Here is a 26,235-nt window from a genome sequence, read left to right on the forward strand (position 1 = left end):
GTTCGTCGCGAACTTGAGTCTGCTTGGCTCAACTTCAGCGCGCAGCTGAATGTTCCCTCGCGCCATGGGCGCGAGGCGCACGCGCTGATGGCCGGCGTTCGAGTCGCGCGCAGGTCGCGATGTCGCGCTGGGCGGCAGACTCCGTGCATGCCACATGACCACGCCACGTCCGAGACGCCGGGGCGGATGGGCGGCTCGCCCGAACGACCTGCGCGCTTCTTCGACAGTCCCGAGGAGTTCGGCGCGTGGCTGGCGCTGCACCACGACACCGAGACGGCGCTGTGGATGGGCTTGAAGAAGAAGGGCTCGGCCGATCGCGGCCTGACCTGGGAGCAGGCGGTCGTCGAGGCGCTTTGCTGGGGCTGGATCGACTCGGTCGTGCAACGCATCGACGACGAGACCCGGCGGCAGCGCTGGACGCCTCGCAAGAAGACGTCCCAGTGGAGCCGGGTCAATCTCCAGCTCGTCGAGCGGCTGCGCGCCGAGGGGCGGATGCAGCCGAGCGGGCTGGCGATCTGGGAGCAGCGCACCCGCGAGGAGGCGCCCTACAGCCACGAGCGACCGTGGGCCGGGCTGCCGGACTGGTATGCCGAGCAGCTCGCCGCATCGCCGGCGGCCACCGCCTTCTGGGAGGCGTCGACGGCGAGCTACCGCAAGGTCTGTGCCGTCTGGGTCACCTCAGCCAAGCAGGACGTCACCCGGGCCCGGCGGATGACCCAGCTGGTCGAGTGCTGCGCCGCGGGCGAACTCGTGCCGAACCAACGCTACGGCGAGGTTCCGCGGTGGTTGGCGCGGGCCGGCGCGGCAGCGGCAGAGGCGCGATGACGGTCAGGGCGCGGTCGGTTGAAGACCGCCCTCGATCCGAGCGTCGAGCATGTGGACGGTCGCGTCGACGGTCGCCAACGTGGAGGCGTCGTGCGACACGAGCAGGGTCGCGGCGCCGCGCTGCCGCGCCAGCGTGGTGATCAGGTCGACCACCTGGGTGCCCCGCTCGTGGTCGAGCGCGGAGGTCGGCTCGTCCACGAGCAGCACCTGCAGGTCCCCGACGAACGCCCGCGCGATGGCCACCCGCTGACGCTGGCCGCCGGACAGCTGCGCCGGACGCTTGGCGTGCTGCGGCCCGACGCCGACGGCGTCCAGGAGCTCCATCGCCTCGCGACGCACGCTCGCGGGGCGGCGCCCGCGCAGGTGGGCGTGCAGCTCGAGCTGCTCGAGGGCGGTCAGCGATCCGAGCAGCTGCGGTGACTGGAAGACGACGCCGATGCGCTCGAGCCGCACCCGGGTCGCCTCCGCCACGCTCGTGGACGGGCCGAAGACGACCTCGCCGCCGATGGTGACCGCACCGCTGCTGGGCTCGAAACCCGCCAGCGCGACGGCGGTGACGATCTCCGCGCGCCCCTGAGGGAAGTGACCGTAGAGGACGGGCTGGCTGTACTCGATCGCGTCGGCGAGCCGTCGGGTCGTGACGGCCTCCCAACCACGCTCCTCGGCGAGCGCGCGCGGCGACGACGATCCGCCCCCGTCGTACCTCGACCTGGCGGGCCTCAGCCCAGTAGCACTACTTGACGACGCGGACCTCCTGCGGCCAGCCACAACCCTCGGCGACCCTGCCCGCCCACACCTTCGCCGTCTCGAGGTCGGGTACGTCGATGACGGTGATCCCGCCCAGGTACTCCGTCGTCTCGGTGTAGGGGCCGTCGGTGACGACGACGCTGCCGCTCGTGGCGTCGGCGGAGAACGCATCGGCCATGTCTTCCTCGAGGCCGCCCGCGAAGACGAGGACCCCCGCCGCCTCCATCTCGCGGATCACCGCCATGCTCGGTTCCACGCGGCTCTGGAACCACTCGGCCGGGTGGTCCCCGACCCACTGCTGGTGGAAGTAGATGGCGTACTGAGTCATGTCGCTCCTCCTGCGTCGGCGCCCCACGCGCCGTCATCACCGTGACGCACGAGCCTGGCCCGAATCGACAGCCGGCGCCCGTCGAGCGGACGACTGGCACGATGCACTCCATGATCAGGTACCCGGCACCGCTGCGGCGCGGCGATCGCATCGGCGTGACGTCACCGTCGGCGGGCGTCGCGGGAGCAGCCGCGGAGCGCATCGACTTCTGCGTGCAGTGGCTGCGCGACGCCGGCCTTCGAGGTCGTCGTCGGGCAGCAGCTGGACGGTGCGGGCATCACCGCCGGGTCTGCGGCCGACCGCGCGGCCGAGCTCACCGCCATGCTGTGCGACCCGGACGTCCGGTGCGTGGTCCCGCCGTGGGGTGGCGAGACCGCGATCGACCTCGTCGACCTCCTGGACTGGGATGCGCTCGCCGCCGCGGACCCGACGTGGCTCGTCGGCTACTCCGACCTCTCGACCCTGCTGGTCCCGCTCACGACCCGACTGGGCTGGGCCACCGTGCACGGCGACAATCTCGCCGACACGCCCTATGAACCACCCGCCGGGCTGCTGAGCTGGCTCGACGTCGTCGGCGGGAAGGGCCCTCATCGGCAGCAGGACTCCGGTGTGGTCGCGGACTTCTGGCGGTTCGAGGAAGACCCGCGCGCGACGCGATGGAAGGTCACCGGCGGCGGGCGGTGGGACCTGTGCGGTCCGGAGACGCTGGAGGTCACCGGCCGGCTCATCGGCGGCTGCGTCGAGACCATGTGCAACCTCGCGGGCACGCCGTACGGAGACGTCGCGGCGTTCGGCCGCGAGCACGCCGACGACGGCCTCATCGTCTACCTGGAGGCGGCCGAGGACGAGGCTGCGACCATCTGCCGCAACCTGCACGGCCTACGCCTGGCCGGATGGTTCGACGACGCGAAGGCCGTGATCATCGGTCGGACGAAGGCGGCAGCCCATCCTCAGCTCTCCCAGCGCGAGGCCGTGCTCGACGCCCTCGGCCGCCTCGACCTCCCGATCGTCTTCGACCTGGAGATCGGCCACGTCCCGCCCCACATGCCCCTGCTCAACGGCGCGCTCGCGACGCTGACGGTGGACGACGACGTACGAGAGATCGTGCAGCACCTGGCGTGACCAGGCGTGCGACGATCGCCGGCATGTACGTGCGCGAGGCGACGGGAACAGCGCTTCACTCGCGGAACCGTCGACCTGGTCGTCGCTGACCGTTCTCTTGGCCTCGTCGACGAGCCCGACAGACGTCGCAGAGGAATCACGACCGGTCCACGGCTGTTGATCGTCTCGGTCCAACATCACCCCACCCCCGAACGACCGAGGAGCTGAGTACCGCGTCCGCCCACCCCCGCACCGCGAGCGAGTCGACCCCGTCCGCCGCTCCCGACGGGACGCTCCACCGGAGCCTGTCCCTGCGGCACCTCGTCATCTACGGGCTCCTGTTCATCGGCGTGACGGCACCCATGGGCACCTTCGGCGTGCTCGACGCGCGCAGCCAGGGCGCGGTCACGCTCGTGTTCCTCGTCGCGACCCTCGCGATGGCGTTCACCGCCTGGTCGTATGCGCGGATGTCCGCCGCGGTCCCGAAGGCGGGGTCGGTCTCGGCGTACGCGACCGCGGGGCTGGGGCGTCGGCCCGGGTTCCTGGCCGGCTGGATGATCGGGCTGGACTACCTGTTCATCCCGAGCCTCGCCGCGCTCTTCAGCGGGATCGCGACCCACGCCCTGGTACCGGCGGTCCCCGTGTGGGTATTCACGGCGGCGGCGGTCGTCGTCATCACGGGGCTGAATCTCGGGGGCGTGAAGCTCGCCGCGACCGTGGGGCTCGTCTCCCTGGTCGTGGAGCTCGTGGTGCTGGCCGCCTTCTGCGTAGGCGCGGTGATCATCCTGGTGCACGAGGGCGCCGCCCGGCCGTGGCTCTCCCCCCTCACCGGTCTCGACGGGTTCACGCTGGCCGGCGTCCTCGGCGCGGTCTCGGTGGCGGCTCTCGCCTTCCTGGGGTTCGACGCGATCGCGACGTTCGCGGAGGAGAGCACCGGCTCGTCCCGGCAGGTCGGGCGGGCGCTCCTGTTCTGCCTCGTCCTCGCGGGCTTCCTCTTCGTCGTGCAGACCTACCTGGCCGCCCTGCTCACGACGACGACACCCGCCGAGCTCGCCGCACACCCTGACCAGCAGGGCACCGTGTTCTACACGATGCTGGACGACCAGTTCGGGTCGTGGTTCGGCACGACCGTCACCGCGGTGCGCGCGGTCGGACCGGTGCTCTCCGCCCTCGTCGCCCAGGCCGCGGTGAGCCGCCTCATGTACGGGATGGCGCGCGACGGCCAGCTACCCGCTCGGCTCGGGACGGTCAGCCGCCGGACGGGTGTGCCGCGCGTGGCGATCCTCGTGTCCGCGGGCGCCACGTCCGTGATCGCGATCGCCGCCGCACTCAGGTCGGACGGACTCGACCTGCTCTCGTCCATGGTCACCGTCGGGGCGCTGACCGCGTTCGTGTTCCTGCACGCCGCGGTCGTCGGGTACTACGTCGTCGGAAGCCGCACCGAGCGGCGCGTGCTGCACACCGTCCTCCCTGTCATGGGTGCGGCGATCGTCGTCGCGGTGCTGGCGTCGGCCAGCCATCTCGCCCTCGAGATCGCGGCGGGGTGGCTCCTGCTGGGGCTGATCGTCATGGTGGTGCGCGGGCGCAGGAGCCTCCGGCCCCAGCCGGCGAGACCGACGATCGCGTAGCAGCGCGGCGATGGTCGGCGGAGGTGCGGCCGCCGTAATCGATTCGCACACCTCCGGACAGGCGCTGCGCGCGGCACAGTACGTCCGAACGCCGTCCACCGGGAGGAATCGTCATGTCCGTGCCAGGGAACGTCCGTCGGTGGAGCCGTGTGCTCGCCGTGCTGCTGGCGGGCGCCGCGATCGTCGGCGTGCACGCGACCGCCCAGGCTGCGCCGTCGGGCGGTGAGACCTCCCCGGTGACCGGCAACGCGACCTGGTTCGACAACCTCGGCTCGCCGTACGGCGGTTGCGGGCTCCCGCAGGACCACCTCGAGACGCAGAACTGGATCGCGCTGAACGTCTTCAACACGCCGGGCGACTACACGATGTACTCGCGTCCGATGGCGGGAGGCGATCCCAAGGTCGGCACGTGGGACAACGGTCTGAACTGCGGCCGCTGGGTGCGGGTGTCGATCGGCGACTACTGCACCGGGATCAACGACGGTGCCGCCGGGCAGGCGTTCTGCCGCAACGGCTCGTGGGTGTCGGACAAGTACAACGGCGCGACGCTCGACATGCTCGTCGCCGACAGCTGCGGCGACCCCAATGCGTGGTGCCGCGACGACCCGTACCACATCGACCTCGCCCACCAGGCGATCAACAAGTTCGTGAAGGACGGGACCGCGGTCGGCGACCTCGAGCCGGCTCACTGGGGCAACCGCCACGTCTCCTGGCAGTACATCCCGGCGCCCGGCTACACCGGCGACATCCAGATCGGCTTCATCCAGGGCTCCGAGCGGTGGTGGGGCGGGGTCTCGATCAACCACCTGCCCAACGGCATCCACGGCGTCGAGCACTACTCCAACGGCGCGTGGGTCACGACACCGATGAACACGGACATGGGGCAGTCGTACCTGGTGCAGCCGACGACGACCGGCGGGACCGACTACCGGATCCGAGTCAAGGACGTCACCGGCGCCTACCTCTTCGGCGGCCGCGAGTACTCCTTCTCGCTGCCCGCGAGCTGCGGCGGCAAGTGCTCGGCGCCGCGGACGGTCGTCTCGTACACGACGTCGGGCGGCACGACGACGCCCACGCCGACCCCGACCGCGACCCCGACGGCGTCCCCCACGCCGACCGTCACGCCCACCCCGACAGCTACGCCAAGGCCGACAATCACGCCCACTCCGACTCCGACTCCGACGGGCGGAACCGCCGCGTGCACCGCGACGTTCCGCGCGCTGAGCTCGTGGCCCGGCGGCTACCAGGGCGAGGTCACGGTGAAGGCGGGCACCTCCGCGCTCTCGTCGTGGAAGGTCACGGTGTCCGGCCTGAGTATGGGGAGCCCGTGGAACGGCGTCGCGACGGCGTCCGGCTCGACGACGACGGTGACGAACGCGCCCTACAACGGCGCCGTCGCCGCGGGCGGCACGACGAGCTTCGGGTTCATCGGCACGGGCACGGCGGCCACGCCGACGCTGACCTGCTCCTGACGTGCGGCGCCCCCGATACCTTGTGGTGCTAGGGTTGCATCCCTAGCGCTTCAAGGTATTGGGGGCACGGTCATGCACATCGAGAAAGACCTCGTCGCGGCGGCCGCGACACCGCTCGTCCTGGGCATCCTCGCGGACGGCGACCTGCACGGGTACGCCATCCTCAAGCGCGTCGGGGAGCTGTCCGACGGTCGCCTGCAGTGGACCGACGGCATGCTCTACCCGCTGCTGCACCGGCTCGAGCGGAACGGCTGGGTGTCGGCCCGGTGGGACGCGGAGTCGGGCCGCAAGCGCAAGCACTACACGCTGACGGCGGCCGGTCGCGAGGCGCTCGCGGACCGGCAGGCGCAGTGGGACGTCGTCGCCGACGCGTTGCGGCAGGTCTGGAACAACCTGCAGGGCCCGAGCGCGGCGGAGGCCTGGGCATGAGCGGCGTGCACGCGGGTCTCGAGGAGCAGATCGACCAGTGGCGCACGTGGGTGCTGCGGCGCCCGGCCATCACGCCCGACGACGCCGCGGAGCTCGAGGACAACCTGCGCGGCCGGGTCGACGACCTGCGCGCCGGCGGGCTCGACGACGACGAGGCGTTCCTGGTGGCCGTGCGGCGCATGGGCGACCTGGACGACGTCTCGCGCGAGTTCGCCCGCGAGCACTCCGAGCGGCTGTGGAAGCAGCTGGTGCTCGTGCCCGACGCGCCGTCCGACGCGGCCCGGCGCTGGCGCGACCTCGGTGTGCTGATCGCCCTAGCCCTCTGCGCCGGCGGGGCGGTCAAGGCGCTGCTCGCTCTCGGCGACGACGAGGGCTTCGCGCTGAACGTCGGCTTCGCGGTGCTGCCGTTCCTCGCGGCGTACTTCGCGTGGTCGCGGCGGCTGTCCGGCCGGGTCGTCGGCGCACTCGTCGGCCTCGCGGCGGCGGTCGCGGTGACCGTCAACCTGTACCCGTTCGTCGGGTCTCCCGACGACGACGTCGCGACGACCCTCGTCCTCGTCGCGACCCACCTGCCCGTGCTGCTGTGGCTGCTGCTCGGCGTCGCCTACGCCGGCGGCCTGTGGCGCGACCACGCCCGCCGCATGGACTTCGTGCGGTTCACCGGCGAGCTGGTCGTCTACTTCGCGCTGATCGCGATGGGCGGCGGTGTGCTCGTCGCCCTGCTGTTCGCGACCTTCGGCGTCGTCGACGTCGACGTCCAGCCGTTCGTCTCCGGGTGGCTCATGCCGTTCGCGGTCCCCGGCGCGTTCTTCGTCGCCGCGTGGCTGGTGGAGGCCAAGCAGGCCGTCGTCGAGAACATCGCGCCCGTCCTGACCCGCGTGTTCACGCCGTTGACGCTCCTGCTGCTCGTCGCCGTCCTCGTCGCCCTGCTCACCGGCGGTCAGCTCGACGCCGTCGACCGCACGCTGCTGATCCTCATGGACGCGATCCTGCTGCTGGTGCTGGGCCTGCTCCTGTACTCGATCAGCGCCCGCGACCCGCTGGCGCCCGGCACCGCGTTCGACTGGCTCCAGCTCGCCCTCGTCGTGACCGCCTTCGCGGTCAACGTCGTCGCGCTCGTCGCGATGGTCACCCGGATCGCCGACGCCGGCTGGACCGCCAACAAGACGGCGGCGCTCGGCCTCGACGCCGTGCTGCTCGTGCACCTCGTCGGAACGGGCTGGCTGCTGTGGCGGTTCCTGCGCCAGGGCGGCACGTTCGACGCCGTCGAGCGCTGGCAGACCCGCTACCTGCCGGTCTACGCGGCATGGGCGGCGATCGTCGTGGTGGCCTTCCCGCCGGCGTTCTCGTTCGCCTGACGGGCCGACCTCAGAGCTGGTCGATCGCGCGGTCGAGCCACTCGACGAGCAGGCCACGCTCGCCCGGTGAGAGCATCTCGAGACGCGGGGCGACGGCCCGCACGGCGACCGCGGCACCCCGCAGCGCATCGTCACCCTCGGGCGCGCCAGCGGTGTGCGCGGGGGTCAGGATCTGCGCGAGCACCGCCTCGTACATCGCCGCACCGAGCTCCGGGTCGCGACGCTCCGCCGGAGTGGCGAGCAGCGCGGTGAGCACCCCCACGCCGGCCGCCTGGACGAGATCCACGGCCCGCGCCTCCGTGACGCGCAGGCGTCCGATCTCGGCGACGCGGTGGATCCGCGCCTCGAGCACTTCTCTGCCCAACCGTGCGGCCGGCGAGGTCGCGACCCGCTCGGGATCGCTGAGCATCCGGAAGACGGCCGGGTTGGAGAGGCCGAACTCCAGCTGCGCCTGCCAGCCGGACCGGAGGTCGTCCAGCGGGTCGACGTCCGCGGCGCGAGCGGCGTCGACGACCTGCGCCTTGGCCGCGACCTGGGTGCGCATGACGTGCTCGGCGACGGCGTCGAGGAGCCCGTCCTTGTCGCCGAACAGGCGGTACAACGTGGGCGCCTGCACACCGGCGGCATCGGCGACCCCACGCGTCGTGACGGCGGCGGATCCACCCGCACGAAGCATCTCGGCGGCCGCGTCGATGATCCGCGCGCGCACGTCGCCCCGTCCAGGGGATCGCTCGATGGCCACGGACCCGCTCGCGCTCGGCATGCAGCCATGGTCACACAAGGCTGGTATCAGCGCTAATATCAGTGATACGGTGATCGCGTTTCCAACGATTCGGAGTACGTCATGATCATCGTCACCGGCGCGACCGGCGCCCTCAACGGAGCCACCGTCGATCACCTGCTCGACCGCGTGCCCGCCAGCGACATCACCGTCGTCGCGCGGGACGTCACCAAGGCTCAGCGCTTCGCCGAGCGCGGGATCGCCGTCCGGCACGGCGACTACGCCGCACCCGCGACCCTCCCGGCCGCCTTCGACGGCGCGGACCAGCTGCTGCTCGTGTCGTCGAGCGACCCTCGCGCCGACGCCGTCGCGCTGCACGAGGCGGCGATCGACGCGGCCGTCACCGCCGGCGTGGGCCGCATCCTCTACACGAGCCACCAGGCGGCGGCACCGACCAACCCGTTCGCACCGGCTCGGGACCATGCCGCGACCGAGCAGCTGCTCGCCGCCTCCGGGCTGGCCTGGACCTCCCTGCGCAACGGGTTCTACGCGCACAGCCTGACGTGGCTCGCCGGGCCGTGGCGCGAGACCGGAGCCATCACCGTCCCGGCGGACGGCCCGGTGTCCTGGACCGCTCGCGAGGACGCGGCCGAGGCGGCGGCCGTCGTCCTCGCCTCGGACGGCGCGTTCGACGGCCCGATCACGCTCACGGCGGAGACGGCCCCGACGTTCGCCGAGATCGCGGCCATCGCGTCGACGCTCGTCGGGCGGACCATCACCTCGACGGTCGTCGACGAGGAGGAGTGGGTCGCCGCCCAGGTCGCCGCCGGTCAGCCCGAGTACATGGCGCGGTTCGTGCTCGGCATGTACCAGGGCGCCCGCGACGGGTTCTTCGCCGGCACCGACCCGCTGCTCGGCACCCTCCTGGGCCGGGCGCCGCGGTCCGCGCTGGACGCGCTCGCAGCAGATCGCTGATCCGCCGAGCGGGTCTGTTCGTCGCGCCAAGGCGCAGACCCGCTCGATCCCTTGCGGGCAGCTCCGGACGGCTGCGAGCCTGAAGCCCCCGTCGACCCGGAGGCACCCATGGGCAAGCTGATCTACGCCGCGAACACGTCGCTCGACGGCTACGTCGAGGACGAGAGCGGCGCGTTCGACTGGTCGGCGCCCGACGAGGAGGTGCACGCGTTCTGGAACGAGCACGAGCGCGGCATCGGCACCTCGCTCTACGGCAGGCGCATGTACGAGACGATGCGCGTCTGGGCGGACGACGACTGGCTGGCCGACGAACCCGAGGTGGTGCGCGAGTACGCGCAGATCTGGCGCGACGCGGACAAGGTCGTCTACTCGTCGACGCTCGACAAGGTCACGACGGCGCGGACCAGGATCGAGCGGACCTTCGACCCCGAGGCGGTGCGACGCCTCAAGGACGAGTCCGGCGCGGACCTGAGCATCGGCGGTGCGACGCTGGGCGCTGAGGCGTTCCGGCACGGCCTGGTCGACGAGTGCGTGCTGCTGCTGGGCCCGGCGATCGTGGGCGGCGGCAAGCCGGCACTGCCGCGGGGCGTCCGGCTCGACCTCGAGCTGCTGGACCATCGGCGGTTCGCCGGCGGCGTGGTCTACGTGCGTCACGCCGTCCGGAACGCGACCTGACCGCCACGGCGCCTGGCTGGTCAGAGCACGCTGAATCCCTCCGGCAGCGGCCGCCGGCCCGTCAGCGCGAGCAGCGGCGCGCCGGAGCGGCCCCGTGCTGCGGCGACGTCCGCGGCCAGCCGAAGCGCCGCACGCGACGCGGCGAGCGGCGGCTCGCCGTCCGCGCCCAGCGCGGCGCGCAGGTCGAGCGTGTGCACGACGAGCTCGAAGGTGCGGGTCGGGAGGTAGTCGACGAGGCGGATGCCGCCGACGATCGTCGTGACGAGCTCGGACCCGTCGCAGGCAGCGACGAGAGGCAGGACACGGTCGGCCAGGACGGCCACCGCGGCGACCGGGTCCGCACCCAGAGCCTCCCCCGCCACCCGGCCGCGCTCCGCGACACCGGGACCGGCCGCGAGCGCCCTCGTCGCGAGGTAGTAGTCGACGGGCGTCGCGACCTCGACCGATGCGGCCGGGCGCGCCAGGTACTCCTCGACGGTCAGGAACGAGCGCGTCGTGTGCCCGACGAGCGCCCGCACGTCCCACTCGCCGAGACCGTGCTCGCTCCAACGCCCCGCAGCGCCAGGAACCGTCGCGACGAACCACTCCGCCGCTGCCGCGTACGCCGCCTTCTCGTCGTCCCACACCGTCATGGACAGACGGTAGACGCGCGGCGGCGGGGTCGACCACGACCGAAGAGTCGGGCCCTTGACAAGATTGTTTGTCAAGACGAGGCTGGGCCCCATGCAGGACATCGAGGTCATCGAGGACGCCGCGGCCGCGGCCGTGGCGCTGGACCCCGTCCGGGCCCGGCTGCTCGCGGAGCTGGCCGCACCGGCCTCCGCCGCCGGGCTCGCGGCGCGGGTCGGCATCACGCGCCAGAAGGTGAACTACCACCTCAAGGCGCTCGAGGCGCACGGCCTGGTGGAGCTCGCCGAGGAGCGCCGTCACGGCGGGCTCACCGAGCGCGTCCTGCAGGCGAGGGCGTCGTCGTACGTCGTGTCCCCGGCCGCGGTCAGCGTGTCGGCCGCGGACCCGGGAGCGAGTGCCGACCGGCTCTCCGCCGGCTACCTCGTCGCGCTCGCCGGCCGCGTGGTGCGGGAGGTCGGAGCGCTCGCACGACGGGGCGTGGGCGGTCGTCGTCTGCCGACCCTCACCATCGACACGCAGATCGGGTTCTGCTCGGCCGCCGACCGCGCCGCGTTCGCCGACGACCTCACCGCCGCCGTGCTCGACCTGGCCGCGCGCTACCACCACGACGACGGGCAGCCGTACCGGCTCGTCGTCGCCGCCCACCCCGTCCCCGAGGAGCAGCCATGACCACGACCACCGACGTCCCGTACCGCCTGGAGTTCGCCGTCGAGGTGCCCGGCACGCCCGAGCAGGTGTGGGAGGCGATCGCGACCGCGAAGGGCATGAGCGCATGGTTCCTGCCGACCACGCTCGAGGAGCGCGAGGGCGGCTCCCTGCACTTCGCGATGGGCCCCGAGATGGGCTCGGACGGCCAGGTCACGGGGTGGGATCCGCCGCGTCGCCTGGAGTACCAGGAGGACTGGGCTGCCCTGATGGGCAAGGAGCCCGACGCGCTCAGCCCGCTGACCTCGGAGTTCTTGGTCGAGGCGCGGTCTGGGGGGACCTGCGTCGTGCGCGTCACCAGCAGCGGGTTCGGCACGGGCGCCGACTGGGAGCAGGAGTGGTGGGACACGCTCGCACCCGGTTGGTTGCCGTCCTTCGACAACCTGCGCGTCTACCTGCGGGACTTCGCCGGGCAGGAGGCCACGCTGCTGGAGGTCGGCGCCCCGCACGCCTGTACCGGCGCGGCGCTCTGGTCCACGCTGCGCGACGAGCTCGGGCTCGTGAGCGAGGGAGAGACCGTCGAGGTCAACGGCGCCACCGGCACGGTCGAGCGGATCGGGCAGCGGCACGCTCTCGTCCGGCTGACCGCGCCCGTACCGGGGCTGCTCAGCGTCGTCGCCTGGGCCCAGGAGGACGACGCCTCCTTCGCGATCGTCCGGGCATACCTGTTCGCCGCCGACGCTGCGCACTACGTGCAACGCGAACGGGACAGCTGGCAGGCGTGGGTCGAAGGGCTGCCCGTCCCCGCGTGATCGGACTCGGACGACGAGGGCCCGGCCCTCGGAGCCCCCGACGGGCGCTGCGAGCGACGCGAGGTGAGACTGACCCGATGAACCTTGCATCGCCCACCCTGACCCTCCCCGGCGGATCGATCCCCGTCCTCGGCCTCGGCACCTGGCAGTCCGAGGGCGGACAGGCCGAACGCGCGGTGAGCACCGCCCTGCAGCTCGGCTACCGGCACATCGACACCGCGACCGGCTACGGCAACGAGGCGGAGGTGGGACGGGCGCTCGCAACGGTCGGGATCGACCGCGACGAGGTCTTCGTCACCACCAAGCTCCCGCCGGACCACGCCCACCGCGCACGCCAGACCCTGACCGAGTCATTGGCCGCGCTGGGCACGGACCACCTCGACCTGTGGCTGATCCACTGGCCGCCCAACAAGGTCGCCTCCCCCGAGACGTGGGAGGCGTTCCGCGAGGCGCGCGACGAGGGCCTGGTCCGCTCGATCGGGGTGTCGAACTACTCGATCGCGCAGATCGACGAGCTGATCGAGGCGACCGGCGAGGCGCCGGCCGTGAACCAGATTCCGTACAGCCCGAAGGACCACGACCCCGACCTGCTCGCGGCGCACCGCGAGCGGGGCGTGGTCGTCGAGGGTTACAGCCCGCTCAAGCGGACGGACCTGTCGTCCGACGTCCTCGCCGAAGCCGCTCGCGCGCACGGCGTGACACCCGCGCAGGTGGTGCTGCGCTGGCACGTGCAGCACGACGTGGTCGTCATCCCGAAGTCCACGTCGCGCGACCGCATCGAGACGAACGGCGACCTGTTCGGCTTCACGCTCACCGAGGACCAGATGGCGACGATCGACGCGCTGGGGTGAGGGGTTCCTGGACCGACGTCCGCGCCCGCGCTCAACCGAGCGCGGTGGCCACCTGGTCGAGGATCGACCCGACGAGCATCGCCGCCCAGATCACGGCCGACACCTGCGCGATGGCCATCACGACGATCGCGGTCCACATCGGGGCGAACGCGCCCGCGCCACCGACCTTGCGCACGACGACGCTGCGACCGATCACGTAGATGATGGGGCTGAGGATCGACCACGCCCAGTGGAACGGGCGGACGACGCCGACACGGGCCAGGTACTTGGAGTCCTGGTAGGCCAGGACCACGAGGCCGACGGTCAGCACGAGCCCGACGAGCGAGACGATCCCGTAGCCGGCGCCGAGGAACCCGCTGACGTCGGGCGGTGGGACGTACGCCGAGCTCCCGCTCTCCGAGGCGTGCCCCACCGCCCGCAGGTAGTCGGCGATCGACGACGTGTCGACGCGGTACAGCCACGGCGTGAACGCACCCAGGATCGGCAGCACCGCCAGCAGCCAGATGCCGATCCCCTGGACGGGTGTCCCCTCGGGCAGGCGCGGTCGCTGGGCCTTGCCGCCCACCGGGACCGTCTGCGGCGTCCAGCTCGACCCCTCCCAGTACCGTTGGGGCGCCTGCCCCCACGGGTCCGGGTACCAACCGGGCGCTGCAGGCGCAGCCGTCCCGGCACCACCCCACCCCTCGTTCATCGACACGGGCGACTCATCTCTGTGCGTGGCTGCTGGACTGCGCGCGAGCGTAGCGGGAATCGTGGCCGGGCGGACGACGTACGGTGGCCGGGTGCAGGTGACATCGCGGCAGGTGGCGCAGCGGATCGCGGAGCTCGTCGGCGTCCCGCCGCGCGCGACGACGGTCCTCGAGGCGGAAGCCGACCCGGTGTACACGGCGAAATCGGCGTTCATCGCCGAGCACGGGCTCGTCGTCCTGCACCTGCACGACGCGTGGCACGACCGCCGACCGGACGGCATCCGCACCGGCACGGCCCGCGCGCTGCGGTACGTCGGCGAGCCCGGCTCCCCCGTGTCCGCCGTCGCCCTGCAGCCCGGCTTCCAGGGGTTCGCCCTCAACCGGCGCGCCCTCGCCCGGCCCGACGTCGACGTGATCGTCATCGGGGAGGGCCACGAGTGGGAGACGAGTGGGAGACGGGCGAGTACACGGCCGACGCGGTCACCGCGGGGAGGTGCACCGGGATCGTCGTCGTCGGGCACGTGCCGTCCGAGCAGGATTCCGGTGGAGCTCGTCGCGACCGCCGACCCGTTCCGCACCGTCGTGAGGTAGTCCGGCTCAGCCGATGGCCGCTCGGATCGCGCTCGCGTCCTCGTCCAGGAGGGGCCTGTCGCGCTCGCCCGGCTCCGGGAGCGTCAGCGACCAGCCGTCGTCGACGTAGCGCGGGATGACGTGCAGGTGGAAGTGGAAGATGGTCTGGAACGCCGCCGCGCCGTCGCAGACCAGGAAGTTCACACCCTCGCAACGCACGCTCGAGCGCCGCAGGGTGCGCGCCAGGTCATGGCCCACCGACCAGAGGTGCGCACCGACGTCCCGGTCGAGGTCCTCGAACCCCACCGCGTGCGTTCGCGGGACGACGAGCAGATGGCCGCGCACCACCGGGTAGCGGTCCATGAACGCCACGGCGGTCTCGTCCTCGTGGACGATGCTGGCACGGTGCTCGCCCGCGACGATGTCGCAGAAGATGCACTCGTCGGTGGTGTGCGTCATGCCCGCCAGCGTGGCAGCGGCACGAGTCACGGGCATACCGTTTTCCGCCGTGCGGGACGCCCCTGCCCCACTCGACCCCCGAGGGCCTACGGTTCGGGCATGTCCCGCATCGTCGCCGTGGTTGCCGCGTTCGTGCTGATGGTCGTCGTGCCGTCGTCGGGCGCCTCCGCCGCGTCCACGTCCGGCGTCACCTACGTGGGCCACGGGACGGCGCGGTCGTGCACGCCCGCGGCGCTGGCGAAGGCCGTGCGCAAGGGCGGGACGGTGAAGTTCCGGTGCGGGCCGAAGCACGTCACGATCGCGCTCGACCGCACGCTCGTCGTCTGCAACACGACCACCTGCAAGCACCCGTGGGTCGACAGCCGCGCGAAGGTCGTCAAGAAGCTGGTCCTCGACGGCGGCGGCACGGTCACGCTCTCGGGCGCCGGCAAGCGACCGATCCTCTACGCCAACACGTGCGCGGAGTCGCTGGGCTGGCTCGACGCGCACTGCGACACCCAGAAGACGCCGCACGTCGTCGCGAAGAACCTGACGATGCGCAACGGCAACGCGACCAAGGCGCCGACGTTCCAGGGCCACCGGCTCGACGACCTGCGCGGCGGCGGCGCCATCGCGATGCGCGGCGGCCGGCTGACCGTCCAGCACGTCACGTTCCGCGACAACCGGTGCGTCAAGGCCGACTCCGACGCCGGCGGCGGCGCGGTCCGCCTCGTCGGCCAGCGGGTGACAGCCCGCCTGCTCGACTCGACGTTCGTACGGAACCGTTGCGCCAACGGCGGCGCCGTGTCCTCGCTGCAGGCGCCGATGCTGCTGCGGGGCGACACGCTCACGGACAACGTCGCGACCGGCCACGGCGCGTCGTCGGGCAAGGGCGGCAACGGTGGCGCCGTGTACTTCGACGGCACCAAGCAGCACGTGACCGTCGACCGCTCGAGGATCCAGCGCAACCGCGCCTCCGCGGGCGGTCCGGGCGTGTTCTACGTGAGCAACGACCGGACCGGGACGCTCACGATCACGCGCTCGACGATCACCAAGAACACCGGCGCGAGCTTCTGGACGGGCGAGACGCGGAGCATCTTCTTCCTCGGCAAGCACCTCGTGCGCTCCGGATCGACGATCACCTGACGGCGGCCCGGCCGGGTTCAGATCAGCTCGACGCCGTCCGCCTGCGGTCCCCGGTCGCTCTGGCGGACCTTGAACCGGACCCGGTCGCCCTCCTCCAGGACTTCGTCGCCCCGCACCACCGACACATGCACGAACAGGTCGTCGCCGCCGTCGTCGGGCGTGATGAAGCCGAAGCCGCGCTCGTCGTCGTACCGCGCGACGGTCCCCACGCCACCGCGAGCCGGAGCACCCGACGACGGGCGTCCCGAGCCGCCCCGGCCCGGGGACCTGCGACCCGCGCCGCCGACGAGCTGCACGTTGCGTGCGAGCGGGCCCCGGTCGCCGGCGGCGACGTCGTAGGTCACGCGGTCGCCCTCGGAGAGCTCGGTCAACCCTTGCGGCAGGGCCTTGACGTGCACGAACAGGTCGTCGCCGCCGTCGTCCGGCACGACGAACCCGAAGCCCTTGGCCTCGTCGTAGAACGACACCGTGCCGTCGGCGCCGTCGGACGCACCGCGCGCCGGCTGCGCCGCCTGGGCGCCGAGCGGGAGCAGGTGGTCCGCCTGCGGACCCTTCTCGCCATCGACGACGAGGAACGCGACGCGCTGGCCCTCGGAGATCACACCGCCGCCGACGATGGCCGAGCTGTGCACGAAGATCTCGCCGCGACCCTCGTCGGGCGTGATGAAGCCGTAGCCCTTGGTCGGCTCGTACCAGGTGACCGTGCCGAGGACGCCCAGCGGCGCGTCGGCGGCGCGGTCACCCGTGACCCGGACACGGCGCGCCTGCGGGCCGCGGTCCCCCTCGCCGACCTCGAACTCGACCTCCTGCCCCTCGCGGAGCACTCGGTCCTCGCCGACGATCTCGGAGGCGTGCACGAACAGGTCGTCGCCCCCGTCCCCGAGGTCGAGGAAGCCGAACCCCCGCTCGGCGTCGAACCAGCGGACAGCTCCGTGAGGCACGGTGAACTCCTTCTCGCAGATGGTGATGCTCCCCCAGTGTCCCTCACCACGCTCGTCGTGCCCGCTCGTCCGAGCTGCCGATAGGTTCGGTCCGTGCCCCACCTGCTCGGTCAAGGAAGTCACGCGGTGCGCCTCGACTGGGGGCTCACCGGCGCCGTGGCGGCCGGGGCCGACGTCTCCGTCATCGTCGACGTCCTCAGCTTCTCGACGACCGTCACCGTGGCCGTGGGGCGTGGGACTCGTGTCTACCCCAGTCCGTGGGCGGGCGAGCGAGCTCAGGCGCTCGCGCTGCGGCACGGCGCGAAGCTGGCCGTCGGGCGGCTCGAGGCGACGAGGGGAAGCGTCGTCGCGCCGTCGCTGTCACCTGCCACCTTCCTCACCCGCGACCCCGTCGAACGACTCGTCCTCCCCTCGCCGAACGGATCGGCCATCGCGGCGGCGCTGTCGGAGGAGCGTTCGCGCGTGGTCGTCGGGTGCCTGCGCAATGCCCGGGCGGTCGCCGTGCACATCGGTCACGCGCTGGACCGAGGCGCGAGTGTCGGGGTGATCGCGGCAGGCGAGCGCTGGAGCGAGGACGGAACGTTGCGCCCCGCACTCGAGGACCACCTCGGGGCGGGAGCGATCCTGTCGCACCTCGCGGCACTTGGGCACGGGCACCGCTTCAGCCCTGAGGCGGAGTCGGCCGCGACGCTCTTCGGCGCGTCGCTCGGCGCCCTGGACCGCCTGATCCACGGATGCGTCGGAGGCCGCGAGCTCACCGCCATGAGATTCGGGGACGACGTCGCGATCGCAGCCGCGCTCGATTCGACCGCGACCGTTCCCGTCCTGCGCGACGGCGCATTCGTCGACGCGGGCGAGGCCTCGCATGGGTAAAGCCAACTACCTCGTCGACGGGCTCTCCGGCACGGGGAAGACGACGGTCGCCGACGAGCTGGCGCGCCGCGGACTCCAGGCGATCCACGGCGACCGCGAGCTCGCGTACCCGGGCGACGCGCGGACCGGTGAGCCGTTCGAGACCAGCGGGCGCGACGACCACATCTGGGACGTCGCAAAGGTGCGCACGCTCGTCGCCGATCGACGGCAGGACGTCACGTTCTTCTGCGGCGGTTCCCGGAACTTCCCCCAGTTCCTGGACGTGTTCGACGCGGTCTTCGTCCTCGAGGTCGACCTGACCACGCTGCACCAGCGCCTGGACGCGCGGCCGGACGACGAGTGGCGCGACGGGGTCGCGACGGACCGTGAGCTGATCACGCGGTGGCACGCGACGAAGGAGACCGTCCCGGCCGGGATCGCCATCGACGCCACCGCGCCGATCGAGCAGGTTGTCGACGAGATCCTGGCCCGGTGCGGCATCGACGCGTGACCGCAGGTCAGTCCTGCTTGGCCGCTCCCCAGCCGTGCCACCGGTCGAGCTCGACGAGCACGCTCACGCGAGGCCGGTCGCGCACCGCGTAGGGCTCTCCGCCGTAGTGCCGCGAGAGCCGGTCGATGTCGACCAGGTCGACGTCGTCGCGGATCTCGACGACACGCCCCTGGACGCTCACGTGCGTGTACCAGTTGCCCTCCGCGAGCGCCGTCAGCGCGACGTGCGGATCCTTGCGCAGGTGCTTCAGCCGTGCGCGGCCCGCGTCCAGGTTGAGCAGGATGCGGCCGTCGTCCTCCAGCAGGTACCAGGTCGCGACCGTGACCGGGTGGCCGTCGGGGTGAATCGTCGCCATGACGGCAGGGTTCGGGCGGGCGAGCAGCGCCGCGACGTCGTCGGGCAGCGGGAGGTTCGGCATGAAGGGACTCCTATCCGTCGTGCGGCGCACTGCCGCACCCCCAGCGATATCACTGCGCGTCGGACGCCGCGAGCGCCCGGGCGTTGTGCCCGGCATGCGGGCATGGTGTGCTGAAGGTTCCGATCCCGGGGAGTCATCGTGCGCGAACTCGTCGTCACCCAGAACGTCACGCTGGACGGCGTGGTCGACCTGTCCTCGGGCTGGTTCATGCCGCAGGGCGCGGGCGAGCAGGACGGCTCGACCGACGACATCGGCGAGGAGATCGCGGCGCAGGACGCCCGGTCCGACGCCCTGCTCGTCGGCCGGCGCACGTTCGAGGACTTCCGCGGCTACTGGCCGCACCGCGACGACGACACCACGGGGATCTCGGCTTACCTCGACGGGGTCGACAAGTACGTCGTCTCGGGCACGCTGACCGAGCCCGGCTGGGAGAACACCACCGTGATCTCCGGCGACCTCGCCGCCGGGATCGCCGCCCTGAAGGACCGTCCGGGCCTCGACATCGTCGCCACCGGGAGCATCCGGCTCGTGCACGAGCTGGCCGCGCGCGGCCTGGTCGACGAGTACCGGCTGTTCGTCTACCCCGTCGTCGTCGGGAGCGGACGTCGACTCTTCGCGCCCGACGCCCCGGCACCCGAGCTGCGGCTCGCGGGGACCCGCACGTTCCGCTCCGGCGTCGTGCTGCTGACGTACCGCGTGCTGCGCCCGGCCTGATCGAGCAGTCAGTCCCCGGGGATCTCGAAGCGGACGATCACGATCTCGTCGTCCGCGGCGAGGTCGGGGTAGTAGTCGCGCAGGGCAGGCAGGACATCCGCGGCACGGTCGAAGCCGTCGGCTCGCGCGTCGTCGTCGGTCAGCTCGCTGACGGGCTTCGCGACGGTCGAGACGATGCGCCCGGCCAGCGTGACCTCCTCGTCTAGCTCGAACACGAGCCTTGCCGGTCCGACGTGGACGGGGTCCTCGAACCGCAGGGTGACGCGCTTGGTGCCCGCACGGACGGCGGCGAGGTGCGAGCCGCGGAACCGCAGCCGCTGGACCGCCTGCGCACGCGTCGAGTAGCTGTGCGGGAGCAGGTCGACGACGGGCACCACCCGGACGCCGTCGTCGGCTGGGACGAGCACCCGGATGTCGGGGAAGTAGTCCGCGAGCACCTGACGGTCGCGTCCGCACGGCGCCAGGACGCCACGGCCGTCGTCGCCCACCGCCACGATCAACCGCGGCCGCCGCGCGCCTGCGGCGCGTGCCGTCGCCAGCGCCACCAGCTCCGCGCACGGGCCGCCCGTGAAGTGATAGAGGTTCAGGCCGACGTGCGTGCGGCCGTGCTCGTCGAGCACCGCGGCGGCGACCGTGTGCACGTCCCCGTCGCCGTGCTCGCGGACCGCGGAGCGCGCGGCGTCGACGAGCGCGTCCTGAGCGGACTGGTCGATCGGGTGCGTCGTCACAGCCCGCGAGCCTAGTCGGCGCCCGACGATCGATGACCGCGACCGCCGACGACACCGTGAGGGCGGCGCCTTAATCGGTTCACACGGGTGCATGGCTAGCGCGACCGTGGTGGAGTCGAAGCGCTTGCGTCCCCGACCGCACCGTCGCGATCGCGTCCCACGCGAGCAGCAGCGAACGGCCGTCCACCCCCGGGCGGCGTTCGGCCATCGCCGGAGCCGTCCATGGCCTTGTGGGTGCTCCCTGTCAGGAAGGGACCACCTCGTGCTCCCATCACGTCCCGCCGTACTGGCCCGCAAGATGATGACGGTCGCCGCGGCGCTCGCGGTCACCGCGGTCGGCTCGATCGCCGTTGTCGACCAGGCCAGCGCCGCCACCGGCTGCAAGGTCGACTACGCCGTCACCAGCCAGTGGCCCGGCGGCTTCACCACCAACGTCAACGTCACCAACCTGGGCAGCGCCGTCACGGCCTGGGACCTCGGCTTCTCGTTCAGCGCCGGCCAGGCCGTCACACAGCTGTGGAGCGGCACGGTCACCCAGACCGGTCCCGCCGTGAAGGTGCACAACGCCGCGTACAACGGATCGCTGGCGACGAACGGCTCCACGTCGTTCGGCTTCATCGGCACCTACGGCTCGTCGAACCCGGCCCCCACCGTGTTCACGCTCAACGGCGTCGCGTGCACGGGCGCCCCGGTGACACCCAGCGGCACGACGACGCCGACCACCACCCCCACACCCACGAAGTCCGCGACTCCGACGCCCACCCCCACCGCGACCGCCACGCCCACCCCGACCCCCACGCCGACGGCTACCACCACGCCCATCACCGGCTCGGCCGCACAGCTCGTCACCGCGCTGGGCAAGGGCTGGAACCTCGGCAACCAGCTCGAGGCCAGCAACAACGGCGTGCCGTCGGAGACGGCGTGGGGCAACCCGGTCATCACCGGGGCGCTCTTCGACAAGGTCAAGGCCGCCGGCTTCTCGACCGTCCGCATCCCGGTCTCCTACCTCAGCAAGATCGGCGCGGCCCCCAGCTACACGGTCGACGCCGCGTGGCTGAACCGTATCCAGGAGGTCGTCAAGCTCGCGTCCGACCGCGGCCTGTACGTTGTGGTCAACATGCACGGTGACGGCTACAAGGGCGTCGCCGGCTCGTGGCTGATCTGCGACGCGTCCGACCAGACCACGATCAAGGCCAAGTACGCGAAGGTCTGGCAGCAGGTGGCCACCAAGCTCGCGGGCTTCGACGGGCACCTGATCCTCGAATCCATGAACGAGGAGTTCGACGGCCAGTACGGCACGCCCACGCAGCCCTGCTACAACAACATCAACGCCTACAACCAAACGTTCGTCGACACGGTCCGCCAGACCGGCGGCAACAACGCCTCGCGGTGGCTGATGGTCCCGGGCTGGAACACGAACATCGACTACACGGTGGGCAGCTACGGCTTCGTGATCCCGACCGACACGTACCGCTCGTCGGCCATCCCCGCCGCGGACAAGCGCCTGATGATCTCCGTCCACTACTACGACCCGTGGGACTTCACGGGCCAGGAGGACGGGAACGTCACGCAGTGGGGCCCGAACGCGACGAACTCGGCGAAGAAGTCCACCTGGGGCCAGCAGGACTACATGGACACGCAGCTGAAGAAGATGTCCGACACCTTCGGCAGCAAGGGCTACCCCGTGTTCATCGGTGAGTACGGCTCGATCGACAAGACGGCCTTCGACTCGGCGAACAACACCTACCGGGCCGACTACGCCCGCACCCTGGTCGCCACCGCCAAGAAGTACGGCGAGGCCACGGCCTACTGGGACAACGGCTACAACGGCCAGTTCGGCTTCGGGCTGTTCGACCGCAGCTCGGCGACCGTCACCCAGCAGGGCATCATCAACGCGATCATGACGCCGTGACTCCTCGGGTCGCGGGTTGCCCGTCGGTGCGCTGGTTGCAGCGCACGGTTCGACGGACAACCCGCGACCCGCGCAGGTGTCGGCCTCAGCGCACCGGGCCGCGCAGGCCGTCGATCGGGACCTCGTCCCAGGTGGCGAACGGGTCGTCGCCGACCTCGGCCATGAGCGCCGGCCGTGCAGCCGCGGCGGCCTCGGCCGACTCCCACAGCGCGACGCCGACGAGCCGCCCGTCCTCGTCGTCGACCACGCCGACGAACTCGAGCCCGGCCTGCTGGCGCGCGACGGCGCCGTACCGCTGCATCGAGTCGATGACAGCCTCGCGGTGCTCGGGCTTGGGCGTGTGCACGGACACGACGGCATAGGTCATACGCGGCATTCGACCACCGCGCGCCCCGCTCGACCACCCCCCGCACGCGTCGCGTTCTGGGTTCCTGCCGCTGTTCGCGCGAAAACCGGAACACGACGGCCGAGGCCGGTCAGCGGGCCGCTGCGCTCCAGGCGATGCGGCGGAGGACCAGGGCCGACGCCGCGGCGCTGACCAGCTCGCCCGCGGCGAGGCCGACCCAGATGCCCGTCGTCCCGTACGCGCGACCCAGCACCAGGACCAGCGGGACCTTGACGACGACGAGCGTCCCGACCGAGAGCACGTACGACGGGCGCGGGTGCCCGACGGCCTGGAAGTACGCCGAGACCAGCGGCGTGACGCCCGCGGCGGCGAAGCCGACCGCCATGATCCGCAGCGCGTCGGCCGCCGACGAGCGCACGGCGGGCTCGTCGACGAAGAAGCCGACCAGCGGCCCAGCGGCAACCGCGACGAGCGCAGCCGCCGCCACCGAGTAGACCAGCGTCGCCCGCAGCGACAGGACGCGGGCCAGCACGACGCGGTCTACCAGCCGGCGCCCCGCGTTGTAGCCGACGATCGGCTGCATGCCCTGGCTGATGCCGAGCTGCGGCATGGCGACGAACGTCTGGATCCGCGCGCAGATGGCGAATGCGGCGAGCGCGGTGGCGCCCCCGACGGCGACCAGGGTCGTGTTGACCACCACTGCCAGAAGCGTCGCCCCGAACCCGGCCAGGAACGACGGCGCCCCGATCCCCAGCACCGTGCCGACGGTCCGCGCGCGCGGGCGCAGGTCGGCGGGCGAGACCCGGTAGGGCCGACGACGCTGCACGAAGAAGAACCACACGCTCATCGCCGCGGACACGGCCTGGCCGCCGACCGTCCCCAGCGCGGCGCCCCGCACGCCCAGGTCCAGCCCGTAGATGAGCAGCGGGTCGAGCACGATCTGCACGACGACGGGCACGACCCACAGCATCGTCGAGAACCGCATCCGCCCCTCGGCGCGCACCAGGCTGGAGAAGCCCGTCGACACGACCGCGCCGGCCAGGATGACGACCGCGTAGTCGTGCGCGTAGCCGAAGGTCTCGCCCTGCGCCCCGAGCGCCCGCAGCAGCGGGTCGAGGCCGAGCAGCCCGACGACCGTCGTCGTGAGCGCCGCCGCCCAGAACACCGTGAACGCGTTCCCCGCGGCGCGCGCCGCACCGGAACGGTCCCCCGCCCCCAGCGCACGAGAGACGACGGACGCGCCGCCGACGCCGAGCGCGGTCGAGACCGCCCCCAGCGCCAGCAGCAGAGGGGCGACGATGTTGACGGCGGCCATGGCCGTCGCGCCCACGCCGCGCGCGACGAACCACGCGTTGGTCAGCGCGTAGATGCCGTAGACACCGACCGACAGCGTGGTCTGCGAGCACGCGTGCCACAGCAGCCGGCCGACGGGGCGGGTGCCGAGCGTGGCCGCGTGCTCGTCGGCCCGCGGCGGGGCCTGCGCGCTCACACCACCTCGAGCACCGTGGTCAGCTCGGCGGTCGACGAGCCGCCGACGAAGACGTCGATCGTCGTCGCGTCCTGGACGAACGCACGCGGCACGGCGCTCCAGTACCGCAGCTCGTCGGGCCCGAGCGTGAGGGTGACCGTCCGGGTCTCGCCCGCGGCGACGTGCACGCGCGTGAAGCCCTTGAGCTCGCGCAGCGGGCGCGACGACGTGCCGTGGCGCTGGTGGATGTACAGCTGGACGACCTCGTCGGCGTCGCGCGACGACGTGTTGGTGACGTCCACCGACACGTCGACGCTCTCTCCGACAGCGATCGACGAGCTGCTCAGGCCCAGGTTCGCGTACTCGAACGCGGCGTAGGACAGGCCGTGGCCGAACGGGAAGAGCGGCGTGCTGACCTCGTCCCAGTACCGCTTGCCGGCGCCGTCCGGCTCGAACGTGCGCAGGTGCGAGTAGACCATCGGGACGTGCCCGACATGGCGCGGCCACGTGAAGGGCAGGCGGCCGGCCGGCGAGCTGTCACCGAGCAGCATCGACGCGACCGCGTCACCGCCGCGCGTGCCCGGATACCAGACCTGCACGATGGCGGGCACGTTCTCGGCCGCCCACCGCAGGTCCACCGGCCGCCCGCTCATGACGACGAGAACGACGGGCGTGCCCGTCGCGACGATCCGCTCGAGCTGCTCGATCTGGCGGCCCGGCAGGTCGAGGGTCGAGGCGCTCGCCTTCTCCCCGATCTGGTTCTGGCGCTGCCCGACGACGACGATCGCGACGTCGGCCGCAACGGCCGCGGCGACAGCGGCGTCGATCGCCGCGTCGTCGTCGTAGTCGTCGGGCGTGTGCTGCACGTCCGCATCGCGGTCGTCGAACATCGACGGAAACACGCGCTCGACGATGCCCGCGCCGGGCTCGTGCGTGACGGTCTCCGCGCCCAGCCGGGCGCGCAGGCCCTCGAGGATCGTCACCGTCTCCGGGACGTCCTGGTCGAAGACCCACGGGCCCAGGGTGTCGCGCTTGCTGTCCGCGAGCTGTCCGATCACCGCGACGGAACCCAGCGCGTCGGCCGCGAGCGGGAGGGCGCCGCCCTCGTTGCGCAGCAGGACGAACGTCTGCTCGGCGGTGGTGCGGGCCAGCTCGCGGTGCTCGGGTGCGGCGGCGACCTGCGCCGCGTGCGCCTCGTCGGCGTACGGGTTCTCGAACAGGCCGAGCTGGAACTTGACGGTCAGCACGCGGCGGACGGACTCGTCGACCTGCTCCTGCGTGATCAGACCGTCGGCGACCGCCTGCGGCAGGTGCGCGTACGCGGGCTCGAACATGCACATCTCCATGTCCAGCCCGGCGACCAGCGCCCGCGCGCCCGCGTCCTTCGCGTCCGCGGCGAAGTGCTGGACCTCCAGCGACTTCACGGCGTTGGCGTCGGAGACGACGAACCCGTCGAAGCCGAGCTCACCGCGCAGCACGTCGCCCAGCAGCCAGCGGTTGCCGGACGCGGGCACGCCGTTGAGGTCCATGTACGCGCTCATGATGTTGGCGGCGCCCGCCTCGATCGCGGCCCGGAACGGCGGGAGGTAGACGTTCCACAGCTCGGAGTCGGAGATCTCCGCGTCCTCGTAGTCACGGCCGCCGCGCGCTGCGCCGTAGCCGGCGAAGTGCTTGGGACCGGCCAGGATGCTCTCCGCGCCCAGGTCACCCTGGAAGCCGCGCACCTGTGCCGCGGCCATCGCCGCGCCCAGCACCGGATCCTCGCCGGCACCCTCGATCATCCGGCCCCAGCGCGGGTCGCGCGCGATGTCGACCATCGGCGCGAACGCCCAGTGCAGACCGGCAGCCCGCGCCTCGCGCGCGGCGACGGCCTGGGCTGCCTCGGCGGCATCGGGCGACCAGCTCGCCGCCATCGCGAGCGGCACGGGGAAGATCGTGCGCAGGCCGTGGATCACGTCGAAGCCGAAGATCAGCGGGATGCCCAGCCGCGTCTCCTCGACCGCGATCCGCTGCAAGCGGTTGGCCAGGTCGGGGTGCTGCACGAACAGCAGGGACGTGGCACCGGCGTTGCGGACCGCCTCCTCCACCATGCCCGGCTGCTGCGCGAACAGCGCGGCCTCGGGCGGCAGGTTCTCGAGGTCGAGCTGCGCGGCGTCGGCACCCCAGAAGTAGAAGTACTGCGTGAGCTGGCCCGCCTTCTCCTCCGGCGTCAGCTGCGCCAGCAGGTCCTCGACCCGCTCGGCGATCGGACGGGAAGGGTCGCGGTAAACCTGGGACATCTGAGTTCCTCCGGTGGTTCGACGTC

29 protein-coding genes are annotated in these 26,235 nt (G+C 72.1%); 17 read left to right on the forward strand and 12 right to left on the reverse strand.

What is annotated here, in order from left to right; all coding sequences use genetic code 11:
- The first annotated feature begins 186 nt into the window (after positions 1 to 186).
- A complete protein-coding gene (locus IC607_RS02845; protein ID WP_191785463.1) occupies positions 187 to 825 on the forward strand; it encodes a YdeI family protein in 639 nt (212 codons plus the stop codon).
- Positions 826 to 828: 3 nt separating this feature from the next.
- Here IC607_RS02845 and IC607_RS02850 read toward each other — a convergent pair whose 3' ends face one another.
- Both IC607_RS02850 and IC607_RS02855 read right to left on the reverse strand, forming a co-directional pair.
- On the reverse strand, positions 829 to 1,593 hold the full coding sequence (locus IC607_RS02850; protein WP_370525971.1) for an ATP-binding cassette domain-containing protein: 765 nt from the start codon (positions 1,591 to 1,593) through the stop codon (positions 829 to 831).
- Positions 1,559 to 1,900, reverse strand: a complete 342-nt coding sequence (locus IC607_RS02855; RefSeq protein ID WP_191785464.1) for a YciI family protein — start codon at positions 1,898 to 1,900, stop codon at positions 1,559 to 1,561. The genes IC607_RS02850 and IC607_RS02855 overlap by 35 nt, the downstream gene beginning before the upstream one ends.
- Positions 1,901 to 2,176: 276 nt before the next feature.
- Here IC607_RS02855 and IC607_RS02860 point away from each other — a divergent pair, with 276 nt between their 5' ends.
- From IC607_RS02860 to IC607_RS02880, 5 genes are all read left to right on the forward strand, one after another.
- Positions 2,177 to 3,022 (forward strand): S66 peptidase family protein, encoded by an 846-nt coding sequence (locus IC607_RS02860; RefSeq protein ID WP_370526014.1) that lies wholly within the window; start codon positions 2,177 to 2,179, stop codon positions 3,020 to 3,022.
- A gap of 305 nt (positions 3,023 to 3,327) precedes the next feature.
- Positions 3,328 to 4,629: an APC family permease gene (locus IC607_RS02865; protein WP_370526015.1), complete on the forward strand. Its 1,302-nt coding sequence runs from the start codon at positions 3,328 to 3,330 to the stop codon at positions 4,627 to 4,629.
- Positions 4,630 to 4,742: 113 nt separating this feature from the next.
- Positions 4,743 to 6,101: a cellulose binding domain-containing protein gene (locus IC607_RS02870; RefSeq protein WP_191785465.1), complete on the forward strand. Its 1,359-nt coding sequence runs from the start codon at positions 4,743 to 4,745 to the stop codon at positions 6,099 to 6,101.
- A 72-nt stretch (positions 6,102 to 6,173) separates the two neighbouring features.
- Positions 6,174 to 6,530 carry a PadR family transcriptional regulator gene (locus tag IC607_RS02875; RefSeq protein WP_191785466.1) on the forward strand — a complete coding sequence of 119 codons (357 nt, stop codon included), beginning with the start codon at positions 6,174 to 6,176 and terminating at the stop codon, positions 6,528 to 6,530.
- Positions 6,527 to 7,888, forward strand: coding sequence for a permease prefix domain 1-containing protein (locus IC607_RS02880; RefSeq protein WP_191785467.1), 1,362 nt, complete (start codon positions 6,527 to 6,529; stop codon positions 7,886 to 7,888). The genes IC607_RS02875 and IC607_RS02880 overlap by 4 nt, the downstream gene beginning before the upstream one ends.
- Positions 7,889 to 7,898: 10 nt before the next feature.
- Here IC607_RS02880 and IC607_RS02885 read toward each other — a convergent pair whose 3' ends face one another.
- Positions 7,899 to 8,651 carry a TetR/AcrR family transcriptional regulator gene (locus tag IC607_RS02885; protein WP_191785468.1) on the reverse strand — a complete coding sequence of 251 codons (753 nt, stop codon included), beginning with the start codon at positions 8,649 to 8,651 and terminating at the stop codon, positions 7,899 to 7,901.
- A gap of 81 nt (positions 8,652 to 8,732) precedes the next feature.
- Here IC607_RS02885 and IC607_RS02890 point away from each other — a divergent pair, with 81 nt between their 5' ends.
- Positions 8,733 to 9,584, forward strand: a complete 852-nt coding sequence (locus tag IC607_RS02890) for an NAD(P)H-binding protein (RefSeq protein WP_191785469.1) — start codon at positions 8,733 to 8,735, stop codon at positions 9,582 to 9,584.
- A 108-nt stretch (positions 9,585 to 9,692) separates the two neighbouring features.
- Positions 9,693 to 10,259: a dihydrofolate reductase family protein gene (locus IC607_RS02895; protein ID WP_191785470.1), complete on the forward strand. Its 567-nt coding sequence runs from the start codon at positions 9,693 to 9,695 to the stop codon at positions 10,257 to 10,259.
- A gap of 20 nt (positions 10,260 to 10,279) precedes the next feature.
- Here IC607_RS02895 and IC607_RS02900 read toward each other — a convergent pair whose 3' ends face one another.
- A complete protein-coding gene (locus IC607_RS02900) occupies positions 10,280 to 10,891 on the reverse strand; it encodes a maleylpyruvate isomerase N-terminal domain-containing protein (protein ID WP_191785471.1) in 612 nt (203 codons plus the stop codon).
- Positions 10,892 to 10,982: 91 nt separating this feature from the next.
- Between IC607_RS02900 and IC607_RS02905 the strand changes: the two genes are divergently transcribed.
- The 3 genes from IC607_RS02905 (at position 10,983) to IC607_RS02915 (ending at position 13,197) form a co-directional block, all read left to right on the forward strand.
- A complete protein-coding gene (locus tag IC607_RS02905; protein ID WP_191785472.1) occupies positions 10,983 to 11,558 on the forward strand; it encodes a helix-turn-helix domain-containing protein in 576 nt (191 codons plus the stop codon).
- Complete coding sequence (locus IC607_RS02910; RefSeq protein ID WP_191785473.1) at positions 11,555 to 12,346, forward strand: SRPBCC domain-containing protein; 792 nt, start codon at positions 11,555 to 11,557, stop codon at positions 12,344 to 12,346. The genes IC607_RS02905 and IC607_RS02910 overlap by 4 nt, the downstream gene beginning before the upstream one ends.
- Before the next feature lie 77 nt (positions 12,347 to 12,423).
- Complete coding sequence (locus IC607_RS02915; RefSeq protein ID WP_191785474.1) at positions 12,424 to 13,197, forward strand: aldo/keto reductase; 774 nt, start codon at positions 12,424 to 12,426, stop codon at positions 13,195 to 13,197.
- Positions 13,198 to 13,228: 31 nt separating this feature from the next.
- Here the strand turns inward: IC607_RS02915 and IC607_RS02920 are convergent, their stop codons facing one another.
- Positions 13,229 to 13,888: a DUF2510 domain-containing protein gene (locus IC607_RS02920; protein ID WP_225224459.1), complete on the reverse strand. Its 660-nt coding sequence runs from the start codon at positions 13,886 to 13,888 to the stop codon at positions 13,229 to 13,231.
- Between the two features lie 91 nt (positions 13,889 to 13,979).
- Between IC607_RS02920 and IC607_RS02925 the strand changes: the two genes are divergently transcribed.
- Complete coding sequence (locus IC607_RS02925) at positions 13,980 to 14,477, forward strand: hypothetical protein (RefSeq protein ID WP_191785476.1); 498 nt, start codon at positions 13,980 to 13,982, stop codon at positions 14,475 to 14,477.
- Between the two features lie 6 nt (positions 14,478 to 14,483).
- Here IC607_RS02925 and IC607_RS02930 read toward each other — a convergent pair whose 3' ends face one another.
- The gene (locus tag IC607_RS02930) at positions 14,484 to 14,915 is read right to left on the reverse strand and encodes an HIT family protein (protein ID WP_191785477.1); all 432 of its coding nucleotides are present in this window, start codon (positions 14,913 to 14,915) and stop codon (positions 14,484 to 14,486) included.
- Between the two features lie 99 nt (positions 14,916 to 15,014).
- On the opposite strand from IC607_RS02930, the gene IC607_RS02935 reads away from it, so the two are divergent.
- Positions 15,015 to 16,040, forward strand: a complete 1,026-nt coding sequence (locus IC607_RS02935) for a right-handed parallel beta-helix repeat-containing protein (RefSeq protein WP_191785478.1) — start codon at positions 15,015 to 15,017, stop codon at positions 16,038 to 16,040.
- 17 nt (positions 16,041 to 16,057) lie between these two features.
- Here the strand turns inward: IC607_RS02935 and IC607_RS17710 are convergent, their stop codons facing one another.
- On the reverse strand, positions 16,058 to 16,981 hold the full coding sequence (locus tag IC607_RS17710) for a cold shock domain-containing protein (protein WP_191785479.1): 924 nt from the start codon (positions 16,979 to 16,981) through the stop codon (positions 16,058 to 16,060).
- A 93-nt stretch (positions 16,982 to 17,074) separates the two neighbouring features.
- Between IC607_RS17710 and IC607_RS02945 the strand changes: the two genes are divergently transcribed.
- Positions 17,075 to 17,854, forward strand: a complete 780-nt coding sequence (locus IC607_RS02945; RefSeq protein WP_191785480.1) for a 2-phosphosulfolactate phosphatase — start codon at positions 17,075 to 17,077, stop codon at positions 17,852 to 17,854.
- The gene (locus IC607_RS02950; protein ID WP_191785481.1) at positions 17,847 to 18,344 is read left to right on the forward strand and encodes an AAA family ATPase; all 498 of its coding nucleotides are present in this window, start codon (positions 17,847 to 17,849) and stop codon (positions 18,342 to 18,344) included. The genes IC607_RS02945 and IC607_RS02950 overlap by 8 nt, the downstream gene beginning before the upstream one ends.
- Positions 18,345 to 18,351: 7 nt before the next feature.
- On the opposite strand, the gene IC607_RS02955 is transcribed toward IC607_RS02950, so the two are convergent.
- Positions 18,352 to 18,762, reverse strand: coding sequence for a TIGR03618 family F420-dependent PPOX class oxidoreductase (locus tag IC607_RS02955; RefSeq protein ID WP_191785482.1), 411 nt, complete (start codon positions 18,760 to 18,762; stop codon positions 18,352 to 18,354).
- A gap of 138 nt (positions 18,763 to 18,900) precedes the next feature.
- On the opposite strand from IC607_RS02955, the gene IC607_RS02960 reads away from it, so the two are divergent.
- Positions 18,901 to 19,476, forward strand: a complete 576-nt coding sequence (locus IC607_RS02960) for a dihydrofolate reductase family protein (protein ID WP_191785483.1) — start codon at positions 18,901 to 18,903, stop codon at positions 19,474 to 19,476.
- Between the two features lie 8 nt (positions 19,477 to 19,484).
- On the opposite strand, the gene IC607_RS02965 is transcribed toward IC607_RS02960, so the two are convergent.
- Positions 19,485 to 20,204 carry an ASCH domain-containing protein gene (locus tag IC607_RS02965; protein WP_370525973.1) on the reverse strand — a complete coding sequence of 240 codons (720 nt, stop codon included), beginning with the start codon at positions 20,202 to 20,204 and terminating at the stop codon, positions 19,485 to 19,487.
- A gap of 262 nt (positions 20,205 to 20,466) precedes the next feature.
- Between IC607_RS02965 and IC607_RS02970 the strand changes: the two genes are divergently transcribed.
- Positions 20,467 to 22,116: a cellulase family glycosylhydrolase gene (locus IC607_RS02970; RefSeq protein ID WP_191785485.1), complete on the forward strand. Its 1,650-nt coding sequence runs from the start codon at positions 20,467 to 20,469 to the stop codon at positions 22,114 to 22,116.
- 85 nt (positions 22,117 to 22,201) lie between these two features.
- On the opposite strand, the gene IC607_RS02975 is transcribed toward IC607_RS02970, so the two are convergent.
- The 3 genes from IC607_RS02975 to IC607_RS02985 all read right to left on the reverse strand — a co-directional run bounded on the left by IC607_RS02975 (position 22,202) and on the right by IC607_RS02985 (position 26,209).
- Positions 22,202 to 22,483, reverse strand: coding sequence for a hypothetical protein (locus tag IC607_RS02975; RefSeq protein ID WP_191785486.1), 282 nt, complete (start codon positions 22,481 to 22,483; stop codon positions 22,202 to 22,204).
- Positions 22,484 to 22,592: 109 nt separating this feature from the next.
- On the reverse strand, positions 22,593 to 23,951 hold the full coding sequence (locus tag IC607_RS02980) for an MATE family efflux transporter (protein WP_191785487.1): 1,359 nt from the start codon (positions 23,949 to 23,951) through the stop codon (positions 22,593 to 22,595).
- On the reverse strand, positions 23,948 to 26,209 hold the full coding sequence (locus IC607_RS02985) for a glycoside hydrolase family 3 N-terminal domain-containing protein (RefSeq protein WP_191785488.1): 2,262 nt from the start codon (positions 26,207 to 26,209) through the stop codon (positions 23,948 to 23,950). Before IC607_RS02985 ends, IC607_RS02980 begins: the two co-directional genes overlap by 4 nt.
- Between the last annotated feature and the right edge of the window lie 26 nt (positions 26,210 to 26,235).

Source organism: Cellulomonas sp. JH27-2, assembly GCF_014837175.1.
GTDB lineage: Bacteria > Actinomycetota > Actinomycetes > Actinomycetales > Cellulomonadaceae > Cellulomonas.